The following is a 14,209-nucleotide window of genomic DNA, read 5'->3' as shown; positions in this document are numbered from 1 at the left end:
GTCAGCTCTTGCCCCGGGCGTCGCGGATCATGTCCCGGATGCGGTCCGCCATCGCGACCATGGGGCCGGCGAGCATGTTCTTGGCCGCCGACTCCACCCCCGGGTGCGGGTGGGTGGGCGCGGTCGCCTCGGCCGCGCGGACGGCGGCGGCGAACCCCTTGAGCTGCGCCGGGCTGAACTGGTCGCGGAGCCGGTCGAACTCGTAGCGCTCCTCGGCCCTGGCGTGGGTGAGCACGTCCATGCGGAGCTTGTCGATCGACTTCAGGAACCGCGGGTCATCGGTGTCCATGCCGTCCAGCTCCGACAGCAGCTCCTTGGCCTCGCGCTCCTCGGCCAGCCGGTCGTCGACGATCCCGTCGCCGCCGGGCAGCCGCCGCGCGGCCGGGTGGACGATCTCCTCCTCGGCCGTCTCGTGCACCGCCAGCAGCCGCACGAGCGCCTGGAAGGCCTCCTTGCGCTCCCGCCCGTCCGAGTGGAGCACCTCGTCGAACAGGTCCCGGATCCGCCCGTGCTGCGCCCGCAGCAGGTCGATGACATCGCCGGTGGACTCCACCCGCGTCGTTGTCGCGCTCACGTTCGTCGTCTCCTTCGGGGTCGTCACCGGGCGGGCTTGTCGCGCAGCCGCTCGACGGGGTGGGGGCCTTCGGTGGCGAGGCGGTACTCGTCGCCGAACTTGGCGCGGTGCTCGTCGATCACGCGCTCCTGCGGGCCCGGCTCGGCGTTGATCTTCTCCTGCATCCGCTCGAACCGCTCGTGCATCTCCTGGACGTAGCCGGTGCCCAGCGTGGTGAAGTCGATCTGGGTGCCGAGCAGGTCGCGCACCAGCTGCTTGTTCGGCTCGAAGGTGACCGGCTCGGGCAGCGCGGGCGCCAGGACGCTCTCGGGGTCGCGGCCGTCGTGGCGGCGCATCAGGTCGCAGGCGATCCGCAGGTGCTCCAGCTCCATGTTCAGGTGCAGTTCCCAGATGCCCTTGACGCGCGGGTCGGACTCGGTCTGCATGAACGAGTAGTACAGGTAGCACTCGTTGTACTCGTGGTTGACGAGCCGCTCCCACCACGTCTCGCCCGGGTCGACCAGGGACTCGTAGTGGGTGACGTGCTCCTCCTCCACCAGCCCGATCTCCTGGTAGAGCTGGCGCGCGATCGGCTCCATGTACATCGGGCCGACGTTCATGTAGAAGTTCATCGTCTGCTGCTCGGCCGACATGATCGTCAGCGCGTGCAGCTTGGACAGCGGCGCCGCGGTCGCCTTGTCGTAGGGCTCGCGGACGTTGTCCATCGGGTCGCGGTGCTGCAGGTGGCCGGGACGGCCCGGCATCACCTCGGTGAGCTGGTCGACGATCTTCTCGGCCTTGCGGTGCTCGATCATCTCGTACAGGTTGGCGTACCGGTACAGGTGGTCGAAGTCCTCCAGCAGCCCGAACTCGTAGGCCTGCCTGAGGTAGGGGTCGGGCTCCTGCCGGGCGACCCAGCCGGTCAGGTCGACCGCGACCTGCTCGTAGCTGATCGTGGTCTCCAGGATCGAGGCGGGGCCGGGCAGCAGCCAGTTGACCACCTTCTGCTGCTGGGCCTCGATGTAGCGGACCCGGGCCAGCTGCTGCTTGACCTCCAGGTCCGGGCAGACGCGGGCGAAGTGGTGGCTGAACATGATCGCCTCCACCTCGATGCCGTTCATCGCGATGATGCGGCACTTGGTGTAGGGATCGGACTCGTCGGGATCGACGGGCGCGACGTCCAGCTGCGCCCAGTTGCGCAGCTGGTCCTCCAGCGGGATTCCGCGGTGTTCGAGCGGGTTGAACGCCATTGGGGACGACCTTTCTCATCCGTGGCCGGCGGGTGTGCGGGCTACCGGGGGCGGCGTTGGCGGCGCATCTGCCCGAGGGCGACCCGCAAAAACATCCCCTGGCCCTCATCGGCCTCTGCTACCCGCGTATCCGCTGTTCAGACACCCTGCCGTGGCCGTGGTCGCCGGCCGGGCGGCGGCACCGGCCAGCAGGACCCGCCATTCCACTGCAAAGCGGGCATGTGACCTTTATCCAACAAAGCCGATCTTCCGGCATGTTTTCGGCCGGGCTTCTGCGGCATAGAGAGCAGCATGGTGCTGTTGAGGCCGCCGGGCGTGTACCGGCCCCAGGGGGACACCCGACTGCTGACCGATGTTCTGCGCCGCCTTCCCGAGACGCCGGGCGCCCGCGTCCTGGAGCTCGGCACGGGGACGGGCGCCGTGGCGATGGCCGCCGCGCGCGCCGGAGCCTCCCGCGTCGTCGCGGTGGACGTGTCGGCGCGCGCCGTGCTGGCCGCGCGGCTCAACGCCCGGTTGCGGGGACTGCCGGTCCGCGCGGTGCGGGGCGATTTGTTCAAGCCCGTCGCGGGCGAGCGGTTCGACCTGGTCATCGCCAACCCGCCGTACGTGTGCGGGACGGACCCCGCGGCGGCGCGCGGTTCGGCCCGCGCGTGGGAGGCCGGGCCGGACGGCCGGGCCCTGCTGAACCGGATCTGCACCGAGGCCCCGGGCCACCTGGCCCCGGGCGGGACCCTGCTGGTGCTGCACTCCGCGCTCAACGGGATCGCGGCCACCTTCGACCTGCTCGAACGCGCGGGGATGCGGGCGTCGGTCGTGGCCCGCCGCCAGGAGCCCTTCGGGCCGGTGATGCTCGGCCGGGCCGCCGAACTGGAATCGCGCGGGCTGGTGCGGGCCGGGCAGCGCCATGAGGAGCTGGTGGTGATCCGCGCCGACCTCGCGGGCGCGGACGAGCGCCCCGGCGACGTCTCCCAGGTCGCGTGAGGCACCGCAGACGAGCCCGGAAGGCCGGTGACCACCGATGACGCCCGATCCCGCCGGCACGCCGCGCGACCGCCGCTCCGAGGAGCCGGAGGCGCGGCGGGTGCGGATGGTGCCCGGCGGTCCGATGCTGGTCGAGGGCCCGGTCGAGGTCGTCCTGGACGACGGCACCACGGTGACGTGCGATCGCTTCCAGGTCGCACTGTGCGCCTGCCGGCGGAGCCACCGCTACCCGTTCTGCGACACGAGCCACCGCGCCCGGCGGCGTGCCGGCGCGCGACCCCGCGCCGGGGGGGGGCGGGGCCCGAGACCGCGCCCGGACGGGCCGGAGGCCGCCGCCTCCTAGGGGCCTCCTAGGGGCCGCGCGCTAGAGACGGCCGTCGAGGGACGGCCGGCCCGACTCCCAGCGGTCCAGGACGAACGTTCCGAACCGCTCCTCCAGCAGCTCGGTGGCCCGCACTCCGAAGACCACGTCGGCGGCCAGCTCGGGCTCGCCTCGCAGGAGGTCGCCGATGACCTCGTGCCGCAGCACCTGCTCGTGCACGGCGTCGGCCTCGATGTGCTCGGTGTAGAACAGCAGCGCGGCCGGGCCCGCCTCCAGCCGTTCCAGGGCGCCGGCCAGCCGCCGGGCGCTCGGCGCGGTGGTGATCTCGGCGGCGGCGAAATGCCCGACCATCGCCCCGCGCAGGCCGCGGTGCAGCCCGAACAGCGACATCATGTTCACGATCGCCAGCATCTCGGCGGGCACCCGGTCCAGGTAGGCGCCGTACGAGGGATCGAGGCCGACCTCTTCCAGCAGGTCCGCGAAGAGCCGGGCGTGGACGCGGTCGCCGCGTCCGCCGCCGAACTCGTCGAACTCCACCGCGACCAGGGCCGCCTTGGCGTGGCCGCGCAGGCGCGGGATGACCCAGGCGTGCGGATCGGCCTCCTTGAGGTGGTAGATCGAACGGTGCGCCAGGTACTCGCGCATCTGCCACCACTCGCCGCGGTCGCGCAGGTAGTGGGACACGCCCTGCCCGTCGACGGGCTCCACCAGCAGTTCGTCCAGGACGCCGGTCACATCGTCGCCTTCGGCGGTCCCGGCTCGGAGCGCGTGCAGGAAGGCGCGCTCCATCTCGCCGCGAAGGCGCAGCAGGTCCGAGTCCCACTCCCATCCGGCGTCGACGCCCTCGAACCCGCGGTAGTGCAGCTCGTAGCAGGAGTACAGCGCGAGTTGCAGGTCCTCCCCGAACGGATCGGCGCCGGACACGGCGTCCGGCGCCACGCGGACGCCGCTTCCGGGCGGACGCGGCAGCGCCGCCGTCACCGCTTCCGACAACGCTCCACGGGGCGCCGGGAGCGGCGGCACCGTCTCGCGAACAACGCTTCCCACCAGAGTCACAATGCCCCCTTTAACCAGGCTTTCAGGGCATTTGTCGTACCCGGCGGATCGCCGTCCAAGCGCCCGGCCGGGCGCGGCCCGGGCCGCGCCCGGCCGGTCACTCCATCTGGGCGGCCATGCGCGCGATGTCCTCGCGGTCCAGGTGGACGAAGTCGCCCGTCGCCTCGACCGTCACCCGGCCGCGCTGCAGCAGCCGCCCGACGGTCCGCACCCGCCTGCCCTCGCGCGCCTCGACCTCGCCCTCGAACACGCACGGCTCCCCGAGCAGGGTCGGGCGGCGGTAGACGATCTCCAGCCGGGCCGTCGGGCCCGCGACCCCGGCGATGACGTTCGCCGCCGCGCAGACGATGTCGAACGCGCCCGCGAGCACCGCGCCGTGCACGCAGCCGGGCGGCCCCTCGTAGGGGCGGGTGAACGTGCCGCGCAGTAGCGCCTTCGGCGGCTCGAGCGCCACCTCCAGCGGGAGCGCCATCGGGTTGTGCCGGCCGATGACGATGTCGTAGGCCATGCGCCCGGCGAGGTCGGCGCCGGCGCCGTCGGCGCGGGCGCCGTCCGCGAGGTGCAGCATGGTCTTCGGCAGCGGCGGGTCGGGGACGTGCCGCTCCAGGGCGTCCGCGACGGACTCCAGCTCGCGCGCCGCCGCCAGCGTCGCGTCCGCGGGCGCCGTCGTCGCCGTGGCGACCGCGATGAGGCGCCGGATGGCGTCCATCAGCACCGCGGACTCCTCTTCGCGGCCCGCCAGCGCGGGATGCGGGGGTTCGGACGTGTTCGTCACATGCACCTCAACCATCGTTGCCATGCCGCCGGGACGTTCTCAGGGTGAGGCGGGCGCCGCCTCCGCGTCCGGCTGCTCGAACATGCCCCGGCCGCGGAACAGCTTGACGACCAGGTCGCCCTGGTTGCGCAGCATCGTGACGTACTCCCGCTCCGCGGCCTGCGCGTCGGCCTTCTTCATGGCGCGGACGATCGCGGCGGTGCCGCGCTTCTCCACGGCCTGCACGCCGGGCACCAGCTCGAAGACGTTGCCGGGGATGATGCCGGTCATCTGCTTCAGCATGTTGCGCAGCCGCGGCGACTGCGCGGCCTCCACGACGAGGCCGTGGAAGCGCGCCGTCAGCTCCTGCAGCGCCTCCGGATCGCCGGCCGCGGCGATCTCCTTCTGCAGCACCGCCAGCCGCGCGCCCAGCTCCGCGCCCTGCCGCTCCACCGCCCGCCGGGCCCCGAAGCCGTAGAACAGCCCGTACAGCTCGTAGTGGTCGCGGACCGACGACTCGTCGAGCGCGTTCACGAACGCCCCGCGGTGGGCGAGGATCGTGATCCAGCCCTCCCGCTCCAGCGCGATCAGCGCCTCGCGGACGGGGATCCGCGACACCCCGAGCGCGCGGGCCACCGCGTCCTGCGGGACCCGCTGCCCCTGCCGCAGCACGCCGTCGAAGATCAGCCGACGCAGGTAGAGCCGGACCTGCTCGCCGCTGGTCAGCCGGGACAGGCTCTGCCCCGGCAGCGCGTCGGCCCCGTCCGTCATGCCGGCGCCCCGCAGCTCGGGTTCCTGGCTCCGCGGGATCTGTCTCACCCCTAGGCTCGGTGGGCGGCCCGACGCCGCCCGGCACGCAACGCAAAGCTAGCAGCGCGCACTCCCCGTGTCCGGCGGCCCGCGGGTCCGGCACGTCCGCCGGGGCGGCGCACCTCCGCGCGCGGCGCGCAAAGAATATATTGTAGCCGTTATCACATCGCATGGTCGCCCCCGGCGGCCGGAGCCTCCTCCAGGAGCCGCTTGATCACCTTGCCGGTCTCGTTGTAGGGCAGCGCGTCGCGGAACTCGACGTGCGCGGGCACCTTGAAGGGCGCGAGCCCCGCGGCCACCCAGTCCCGCACCGCCCGCGCCGTGAGGCGCGCGCCGTCGCGGGGCACCACGACGGCCTTGACCTCCTGCCCCAGGACGGTGTGCGGGACGCCGATGACGCAGGCGTCGGCGATGTCCGGGTGCTCCACGAGCCGGTACTCGATCTCGATCGGGTAGACGTTCTCGCCGCCCCGGATGATGAGGTCGCGCATCCGGCTCTCCAGGTACAGGACGCCGTCCACGATCCGGCCGAAGTCGCTCGACCGGTACCAGCGGTCCGGGGTGAGCGCCTCGGCCGTCGCCTTCTCGTCGCCCCAGTAGCCGAGGAACACGCCCGCGCCGCTGATGTGGACGCGTCCGACCTCGCCCTCGGGCAGCGGGTTCCCGTCCTCGTCGCGGACCTGCACCCGGACGGTGGGCGCGGCGGCGCCGACCGAGGCGGGATGGCCCTGCATCTCGCGGCCGTTGAGGAAGGTGCCGGTCCCGGTCGTCTCGGTCATCCCGTAGCCGTTGGTGATGCCGACGCCGGGCATCTTCTCCTCGAACAGCCGCAGCAGTTCCGGCGCGAAGTTGGCGCCGCCGCTGCCGATCGTGGTGACCCGCGAGGTGTCGTACTCGGCGAACCTCGGGTGGGTCAGCATCCGCCAGAAGTGGGTCGGGACGCCGGTCCACTGCGTCAGCCCATGGTCGTGGGTCAGTTTCAGCGCGGCCTCCTCGTCCCACCGACCGGGCGGCGGGAGCACGAGCTTGATGCCGTACAGCGGCGCGTTCGCCAGCGCGAAGCAGGCGCCCGAGATGTGGAAGAGCGGGTTGGCGAAGACCGAGGCGCGCTGCGCGCCGTCGGGGACCTGCCGCCGGCCGGGCGGGCCGGTGAGCGTTTCGACGGCGCCGCCGAGCCCGCCGAACAGCCCGAAGTGGACGAAGTTGCGGTGCGACATGGTGGCGCCCTTCGGGCGTCCGGTCGTCCCGCTGGTGAACATGATCGCCGCGGGATCGTCCTCGTGGATCCCGGCGGCGGGTGGGGCGGCGGGCCGCTCCGCCTGAGCGAGGGCGGCGGTGTGCAGCTCGTCCAGCGAGACGACCGGGACGCCGTCGGCGGCGGCGCGGGTCTCCGCCAGGCGCACCAGCGGCTTACCCGAGCCGAACAGCACCGACGGCCCGGTCAGGCCGATGCCGTGGTCGAGCTCGCCCGGCGTCCACCAGCCGTTCAGCCCGACCATGACCGCGCCGAGGGAGAGCGTCCCCCACCACAGCAGGACGTGCTCCAGACCGTTCGGCGCGGACACCGCCACCCGGTCGCCCTTCACGATGCCGTACCGGGCGGACAGGACGCGGGCGTACGCGGCGGCGAGCCGGTGCGCCTCGGCGAACGTGACGGAGGGGGCGGAGGGGGCGGAGGGATCGGCGAAGGCCAGGTAGGTCACGTCGGGGGTGTGCTCGGCGGCGCCGGCGAGCAGGGCGGGGACGTGCGGCGCGCGCTGCGCGAACACCTCGGCCGGCACGCCGAGCACGTCCTCGACGCGGCGCTCGAACATCGCGCCGGGACCGCACAGCAGCTCGCGCATGCCGTCGTCGAGCAGCTCGTCGCCGTGCCACGCCAGGGTGAGGGGGGTGGGCATGGATCACATCCCGTCGTGCGCCGGGGGTCGGCTCACCCCTTGTATATAACATCAAGTCTACGAAATTATGAGACGGCAGTCTCATCCGATTTCCTCGGGCGCGGGCCGCGCGCCGAGCCGGCCCGTCCAGCCTCCCGCGCACTGGTGGAGAGAGCACGATGAACGAGTCGATCAACCTGGTCAGCGGCGAGTTCTGGGGCCGCGACCCGCACCCCGAACTCCGCTGGATCCGCGAGAACGACCCGGTCTACCGGGACGAGAACGGCGGCGTGTGGGGCATCTCCAAGCACGCCGACGTCAAGGCGGTGTCCCGCGACCCCGAGGCGTTCTCGAGCGCGCACGGGATCCGGCCCGACAACGCGGCCATGCCGATGATGATCGACATGGACGACCCGGAGCACAAGATGCGCCGCAAGCTGGTCAGCGCCGGCTTCACCCCGCGCCGGGTCGCCGAGCAGAAGGCCTACCTGCGGCGGATCTGCGACGAGATCATCGACGCGGTGTGCGAGCACGGCGAGTGCGACTTCGTCCACGACATCGCCGCGCAGCTGCCCCTGATCGTGATCGGGGACGCGCTCGGCTTCGCGCCGCAGGACCGCCAGACGCTGCTGGCCTGGTCGGACGACATGCTGTGCGCGCTGACCGGCGGCGACGACGTGGAGCTGATGGTCAAGGCCGCGGACGCCTTCAACGGGTTCAACGAGTACGCCACCCGGGCCGTCGAGCAGCGCCGCGCCGAACCCCGCGACGACCTGCTCAGCATCCTGGTGCACGCCGAGATCGACGGCGACCACCTCGACCACGACTCGCTGCTCCAGGAGTCGCTGCTGATCCTGATCGGCGGCGACGAGACGACCCGGCACGTCGTCTCCGGCGGCATGTACCAGCTGTGCCTGCACCCGGACCAGCGGCGGAAGCTGATCGACGACCCCGGGAAGATCCCGACGGCGGTCGAGGAGATGCTGCGCTGGGTCTCCCCCATCAAGAACATGAACCGGACCGCGACCCGCGACGTCGAGCTGCGCGGGCGCACGATCCGCGAGGGCGACAAGGTGCTGCTCCTCTACCCGTCCGCCAACCGGGACGAGGAGGTGTTCGAGGACCCGTTCCGGTTCGACGTGGAGCGCACCCCCAACGACCACATCGCGTTCGGCAACGGCCCGCACTTCTGCCTCGGCAACAGCCTCGCCCGGCTGGAGCTCAAGGTGATGTTCGAGCGGCTGATGGCCCGGCTGCCCGACATCGAGCCGATCGACGACGCCGAGCCGGCCCACCGGTCCGCCAACTTCGTCTCCGGCTACGAGTCGTTCAAGGTGCGGTTCACCCCGTCCGCCCGGCTGGGCGCCTGACGTGGCGGCCGCGGACGACCTGCCGGAACTGGGCTTCTACGGGCTGGCCGGGCACGCGTCCTCGCCCCGCGACCTGCTCGGCCAGGTGCGCGACGGCGAGCGCCTCGGCCTCGGCTCGGTGTTCCTGTCCGAGCGCTTCGCCACCAAGGACGCCGCGACCCTGTCGGGCGCGGCGGGCGCGGTGAGCGAGCGCCTCGGCATCGCCACCGCCGCCACCAACCACAACACGCGCCACCCGCTCGTCACCGCGACGTTCGCGGCGACGATGCACCGGCTCACCGGCGGGCGCTTCGCGCTCGGCCTCGGCCGCGGGTTCGACCTGCTGTTCGACGTGATGGGCCTGCCGCGCGTCACGTCCGCGCAGCTGGAGGACTTCATCGGCATCATGCGGCGGCTGTGGCGCGGCGAGGCGGTCGTCGACCACCACGGGCCCGCGGGCGACTTCCCGTACCTGAACCAGGACGCCTCCTTCGACGAGGACATCCCGGTCATGCTGACCGCGATGGGCGAGAAGACGCTGGAGTTCGCCGGGTCGGTCGCGGACGGCGTCGTCCTGCACACCTTCTTCACCGACGAGACGCTGAGCCGTTCGGTGCGGGCGGTGCGGCGGGGCGCCGAGAAGGCCGGACGTGATCCGGCGGGCGTCCGGGTCTGGTCCGTCCTCGCCACGGTCGGCGACCACCTGGACGAGGAGCAGCGGCTGCGCAAGCTCGTCGGCCGGTTCGCCACTTATCTGCAGGGGTACGGCGACCTGCTGGTCCGCGTCAACGGCTGGGACCCTGAGCCGCTCGCCCGCTTCCGCGCGGACGACCTCGTCACCGGCTTCCCCGGCGCGTTCGACGCGATCGGCACCGTCGATCAGCTCACGCACCTCGCCACGCTCATCCCGGACGAATGGCTGGCCGCGTCGGCGACCGGAAGCGCCGCGGCCTGCGCGCGGCGCGTCCTCGACCAGTTCGACGCGGGCGCCGACGGGGTCGTCCTGCACGGCGTCACGCCGGCCGAGGTCGAGCCCGTCGTGGCCGCCTACCGCGAGGTCAGGCCCGACGGCTTCGCGGAAGCGCGGCACAACCCCGGTCGGAGCTGAGCCCGTGACCGTGATCGACGGCCCGTCGGGGCTCACAGCGGCCGTGCTCAGCGAGATCCTCCAGGCGCCCGTCACGTCGGTCGCCTGGGAGAAGGTCGGCTCGGGGCAGATCGGCGCGTGCTACCGCCTCCGGCTGGACGGCGCCGAGGGCGTGCCGCGCCGTCTCGTCGCGAAGCTGGCCGCCGAGGACGAGGCGTCGCGTGCGTTCCTCGGTCCCGCGTACCGCGCCGAGGTGTCCTTCTACCGGGACATCGCGCCGACGGTGGCGGTACGGACGCCCCGCTGCCACTACAGCGCCCTGTCCGAGGACAACACCACGTTCGTCCTGCTGCTGGAGGACCTGCATCCGGCGACGCAGGGCGACCAGATCGCCGGCTGCACCCCGCAGCAGGCCGCCGACGCGGTCACGAACCTCGCGGGGCTGCACGGCCCGCGCTGGTGCGACCCGACACTGCTGGACCTGCCGTGGCTGAGCGCGGTGGGCGAGGACGACGCGGCCACCCTGAGCGAGGTCTTCGCGCCGGCCGTCAAGACGTTCACCGAGAGGTTCGCCGGGGAACTCGACGGCCGGGACGTCCGGACGCTCCACGAGACCGCCGACGCGATCGCCGCGTGGGTCACGGCCCGCCCCGAGCGCTTCGGGCTCGTCCACGGCGACTACCGGCTGGACAACCTCATCTTCCCGCCCGCTCCCGAGCGCGGCGTGACGGCGGTGGACTGGCAGACGCTCAGCCTCGGGCACCCGCTGCGCGACCTGGCCTTCTTCCTCGGCACCGGCCTGGAACCCGGCGACCGGGCCGCGCACGAGCGCTCGCTGGTCGGGGCCTACCACGCGGCGCTGACCGGCTACGGGGTGGACGGCTACGACCTGGACGAGTGCTTCGAGGACTACCGGTTCGCCGCCCTCCAGGGGCCGCTGATCACCGTGCTGGGATGCGCGTACGGGGCGCGCACCGAACGCGGCGACCGGATGTTCCTGACCATGACGGAGCGATCCTGCGCCGCGATCCGCGACCTCGGCACGCTCGGGCTCGTATGAGCGCTCGGGCTCGTATGAGCGCTCGGGCTCGTATGAGCGCCGCCACCGGGTCAGGCGGGCTCGCAGATCACGACCGGGATCTCCCGTTCCGTCCAGGACTGGTACTTGTCGAAGTCGGCGTAGACGGCGACGAGGCGGGGCCAGAGCGCGGCGCGTTCCTCGGGTGAGGCGGTGCGGGCGAGCATGCGGCGGGCGTCCCGCCGCACCTGCACGGTCACCCGCGGGTCGGCGCTCAGGTTGAGGTACCAGAGCGGGTGCTTCGGCAGCCCGCCCTGGGAGGCCACGAGGATCACCCGGTCGCCGTCCGGCATGAACAGCAGCGGCTGGGTGCGCGGCTTCCCGCTCTTGCGCCCCTTGGTGGTGACCAGGCAGATCGGGACGCCCTTGCGGAAGGCGCTGCCCATCCGCCACGTCCCGCCGACGCGGCCGCCGGTCGCGCGGTAGGCCGCGATGTTGAGGCGCGACATGACCTTGAGGATCTTCGGCACGATCGGCGAGTCCATGCCCTTGGGCGCGGCGCTGCTCGTCGGCGACATCGTCATCCCTTCCATTCGAAGTCGGGCATGCCCGGCAGGCGCCCGGTGGCGAGCGCTTCCGCCTGCTCGGCGAGGCCCGGTTCGTACTCGGGATGCGTGAGAACGAGGAAGCGCTCCTCGCGGACGGCGCTCAGCACGTCCTCCACCACATTCTCCACGGGGATGCCGTCCGCGACGGTCTGGGCGATCATCTCGCCCATGAACGCGGAGTCCTCGCCCGGCTCGGTCGCCAGGCCGGCCGGACGGCCGCGCTCGGATTCGTGGATGCGCGTCTGGACGCCGCCGGGGCACAGGGCGGAGACGCGCAGCGGCGAGTTCTCCAGCGCGAGTTCCTGCGCGAGGCTGAGGGTCGCGGCGAACGCCGCCCACTTGGAGACCGTGTAGGGCGCGGCGCCGGGGCCGACGAAGAGGCCGGCGACCGAGCAGGTGTTGACGATGTGGCCCTCGCCGCCCTGCTCGATCATGCGGGGGACGAAGGCGCGGACGCCGTGCAGGATGCCCCAGAGGTTGACGCGGAGCGTCCATTCGAAGTCGGCGGCGGGACGCGTCCACGTGCGTCCGCCCATGTAGACGCCCGCGTTGTTGAACAGCAGGCGCACCTCGCCGAGCGCGGCGAACGCGCAGTCGGCGAACGCCCGCACGGACTCCTCGTCGCCGACGTCGGTGACCCGCGTGACGACCGCGGCGCCGGGGCCCAGGGCGCGTTCGGTCTCCCCGAGGGCATCGGCGTCGATGTCGGCGAGCGCCAGGCGCACGCCCTCGCGCGCCAGCCGGACGGCGAGCGCGCGCCCGATGCCGCTTCCGGCGCCGGTGACGGCCGCCGCCCTGCCGCGCAGTTCCCGCACCGCACCCTCCGGGGTCGGCCCGCCGGCCACTGTCGGCGGGATCGGAAGCACGCTAATCTCAAACCCGACTTGCATCAAGTATCAAGTATTCGGAGCTGCCCATGGCGGTGCCCGCTTCCCCCACCACCGCCGTCGTCGTGACCGGCGCGGCCTCGGGCATCGGCGCCGCCTGCGCCCGCGCCCTCGCCGAGGCCGGCCGCCCGGTCGCCCTGTGGGACCGCGCCGACCCGGCCGGCGTCGCCGAGGCGATCACCGCGGACACCGGAACGGCGGCCCTCCCCGTCGTCATCGACGTGACCGGCGCGGCCGCGTTCCCGGACGCGATCGAGCGCAGCCGCGAGGCGCTCGGCCCGATCGGCGGGCTGGTGCACGCCGCCGGGATCTCCGGGCCCGCCGCCGTCGGCGACCTCGACGAGGCCCGCTGGGACGCCGTCCAGCACGTCAACCTGCGGGCGCACGCGCTGCTGTCCCAGGCGCTGCTGGACGACCTGCGCGCGCAGGAGGGCTCGGCGATCGTCGGGATCTCCTCGATCGAGGCGTTCCTCGGGAGCCTGTTCATCCCGTCCTACTGCGCGTCGAAGGCGGGGCTGCTCGGCCTGACGCGGTCGCTCGCGCACCTGCTCGCCGGCGACGGCGTCCGCGTCAACGCCGTCTGCCCCGGGTACATCGACACCCCGCTGCTCAGCAGGGACGTGCCGGCGGAGATGCGGCCCCTGTTCGAGGCCAAGGCCCCGGTCGGCCGGCTCGGCCGCCCCGAGGAGGTCGCCGCGGCGGTCCGTTTCCTCATGAGCGACGAGGCCTCGTTCATCACCGGCACGCACCTGACGGTGGACGGCGGCACCACCGCCGTCGACCGCTGAACCCACCGAACCGCTGATCCCACCAAGGAGACGACATGGGAAACCTCGACGGGACGACGGCGCTGGTGACCGGCGGCGGCAGCGGCATCGGGCTCGCGTGCGCCGTCCGGCTGGCGGAGCAGGGCGCCGCCGTCACCATCTGCGGGCGCACCGAGGACCGGCTGCGCGAGGCCGCCGCCAAAGCGGGCAACGGCATCGAATACGTCGTCGCGGACGTCACCGACGACGCGCAGGTCGAGGCGGCCGTGCGGGCGGCGGCGCTGCGCGGGCCGCTGCGGACGGTCGTGGCCTGCGCCGGCGGGTCCAGCTCGATCGGCCCGATCGCGCAGCTCGACCTCGACGCCTGGCGCGCGACGATGGAGCTGAACGCGACCGGCACCATGCTGACGATCCGGCACGCCGCGCGCGCGATGGCGGGCGCGGGCGGCGGATCGATCGTCGCGATCTCCTCGATCGCCTCGTCCAACACCCACCGCTGGTTCGGCGCGTACGGGGTGTCGAAGGCGGCCGTGGACCATCTCGTCCAGCTGGCGGCCGACGAGCTGGGCGGCGCGGGGATCCGGGTGAACGGGGTCCGGCCGGGGCTGACCCGCACGGAGCTGGTGGCGGGCATCGCCGACACCGGCCCCGTGCTGGAGGACTACCTGTCCTGCATGCCGCTCGCGCGGGTCGGCGAGCCGGAGGACATCGCCGCCGCGGTCGGGTTCCTGGCGGGCCCGGACTCCTCGTGGATCACCGGGCAGATCGTCAACGTGGACGGCGGCCACCACCTGCGCCGGGGGCCCGACTACTCCTCGGTGTTCGAGCCGCTGTTCGGCGCCGCGGCGCTGCGCGGCCTGCCCGCCGAGGAGTGATCGGGCGCGTCCGGC

At 72.9% G+C, this 14,209-nt stretch carries 15 protein-coding genes; 7 read left to right on the top strand and 8 right to left on the bottom strand.

Going from position 1 to position 14,209, the window contains the following annotated elements:
- Nucleotide 1: 1 nt before the first annotated feature.
- Nucleotides 2-574: a hemerythrin domain-containing protein gene (locus tag ACA514_RS12875; RefSeq protein ID WP_375041308.1), complete on the bottom strand. Its 573-nt coding sequence runs from the start codon at nucleotides 572-574 to the stop codon at nucleotides 2-4.
- 23 nt (nucleotides 575-597) lie between these two features.
- Nucleotides 598-1,803, bottom strand: a complete 1,206-nt coding sequence (locus tag ACA514_RS12870) for a hypothetical protein (RefSeq protein ID WP_375041307.1) — start codon at nucleotides 1,801-1,803, stop codon at nucleotides 598-600.
- 291 nt (nucleotides 1,804-2,094) lie between these two features.
- Here ACA514_RS12870 and ACA514_RS12865 point away from each other — a divergent pair, with 291 nt between their 5' ends.
- Both ACA514_RS12865 and ACA514_RS12860 read left to right on the top strand, forming a co-directional pair.
- Complete coding sequence (locus ACA514_RS12865) at nucleotides 2,095-2,784, top strand: HemK2/MTQ2 family protein methyltransferase (RefSeq protein WP_375041306.1); 690 nt, start codon at nucleotides 2,095-2,097, stop codon at nucleotides 2,782-2,784.
- Between the two features lie 37 nt (nucleotides 2,785-2,821).
- Nucleotides 2,822-3,127, top strand: coding sequence for a CDGSH iron-sulfur domain-containing protein (locus tag ACA514_RS12860; protein ID WP_375041305.1), 306 nt, complete (start codon nucleotides 2,822-2,824; stop codon nucleotides 3,125-3,127).
- Nucleotides 3,128-3,148: 21 nt separating this feature from the next.
- Here ACA514_RS12860 and ACA514_RS12855 read toward each other — a convergent pair whose 3' ends face one another.
- The 4 genes from ACA514_RS12855 to ACA514_RS12840 form a co-directional block, all read right to left on the bottom strand.
- On the bottom strand, nucleotides 3,149-4,099 hold the full coding sequence (locus ACA514_RS12855) for an iron-containing redox enzyme family protein (RefSeq protein ID WP_375041304.1): 951 nt from the start codon (nucleotides 4,097-4,099) through the stop codon (nucleotides 3,149-3,151).
- A 160-nt stretch (nucleotides 4,100-4,259) separates the two neighbouring features.
- On the bottom strand, nucleotides 4,260-4,952 hold the full coding sequence (locus tag ACA514_RS12850) for a PaaI family thioesterase (protein ID WP_375041303.1): 693 nt from the start codon (nucleotides 4,950-4,952) through the stop codon (nucleotides 4,260-4,262).
- Nucleotides 4,953-4,976: 24 nt separating this feature from the next.
- Entirely contained in the window at nucleotides 4,977-5,735 is a 759-nt protein-coding gene (locus ACA514_RS12845; RefSeq protein WP_375041302.1) for a GntR family transcriptional regulator, read from the bottom strand.
- A gap of 152 nt (nucleotides 5,736-5,887) precedes the next feature.
- Nucleotides 5,888-7,624: a class I adenylate-forming enzyme family protein gene (locus tag ACA514_RS12840; protein WP_375041301.1), complete on the bottom strand. Its 1,737-nt coding sequence runs from the start codon at nucleotides 7,622-7,624 to the stop codon at nucleotides 5,888-5,890.
- A 158-nt stretch (nucleotides 7,625-7,782) separates the two neighbouring features.
- Between ACA514_RS12840 and ACA514_RS12835 the strand changes: the two genes are divergently transcribed.
- Genes ACA514_RS12835 through ACA514_RS12825 form a run of 3 tightly spaced genes read left to right on the top strand, consistent with a single transcriptional unit; the run spans nucleotide 7,783 to nucleotide 11,099 of the window.
- A complete protein-coding gene (locus ACA514_RS12835; RefSeq protein WP_375041300.1) occupies nucleotides 7,783-8,973 on the top strand; it encodes a cytochrome P450 in 1,191 nt (396 codons plus the stop codon).
- A 1-nt stretch (nucleotide 8,974) separates the two neighbouring features.
- Nucleotides 8,975-10,060, top strand: coding sequence for a TIGR03857 family LLM class F420-dependent oxidoreductase (locus tag ACA514_RS12830; protein WP_375041299.1), 1,086 nt, complete (start codon nucleotides 8,975-8,977; stop codon nucleotides 10,058-10,060).
- A gap of 4 nt (nucleotides 10,061-10,064) precedes the next feature.
- Complete coding sequence (locus ACA514_RS12825) at nucleotides 10,065-11,099, top strand: phosphotransferase family protein (protein ID WP_375041298.1); 1,035 nt, start codon at nucleotides 10,065-10,067, stop codon at nucleotides 11,097-11,099.
- Between the two features lie 50 nt (nucleotides 11,100-11,149).
- Here ACA514_RS12825 and ACA514_RS12820 read toward each other — a convergent pair whose 3' ends face one another.
- A complete protein-coding gene (locus tag ACA514_RS12820; RefSeq protein ID WP_375041297.1) occupies nucleotides 11,150-11,641 on the bottom strand; it encodes a nitroreductase family deazaflavin-dependent oxidoreductase in 492 nt (163 codons plus the stop codon).
- The gene (locus ACA514_RS12815) at nucleotides 11,638-12,480 is read right to left on the bottom strand and encodes an SDR family NAD(P)-dependent oxidoreductase (RefSeq protein WP_375041296.1); all 843 of its coding nucleotides are present in this window, start codon (nucleotides 12,478-12,480) and stop codon (nucleotides 11,638-11,640) included. The genes ACA514_RS12820 and ACA514_RS12815 overlap by 4 nt, the downstream gene beginning before the upstream one ends.
- 101 nt (nucleotides 12,481-12,581) lie before the next feature.
- Here ACA514_RS12815 and ACA514_RS12810 point away from each other — a divergent pair, with 101 nt between their 5' ends.
- The gene (locus ACA514_RS12810; RefSeq protein ID WP_375041295.1) at nucleotides 12,582-13,340 is read left to right on the top strand and encodes an SDR family NAD(P)-dependent oxidoreductase; all 759 of its coding nucleotides are present in this window, start codon (nucleotides 12,582-12,584) and stop codon (nucleotides 13,338-13,340) included.
- 35 nt (nucleotides 13,341-13,375) lie between these two features.
- Complete coding sequence (locus ACA514_RS12805; protein WP_375041294.1) at nucleotides 13,376-14,194, top strand: SDR family oxidoreductase; 819 nt, start codon at nucleotides 13,376-13,378, stop codon at nucleotides 14,192-14,194.
- Nucleotides 14,195-14,209: the final 15 nt, after the last annotated feature.

The organism is Actinomadura sp. NTSP31 (assembly GCF_041951385.1).
GTDB lineage: Bacteria > Actinomycetota > Actinomycetes > Streptosporangiales > Streptosporangiaceae > Spirillospora > Spirillospora napierensis.
This window is presented reverse-complemented; position numbering and strand designations above follow the sequence as displayed.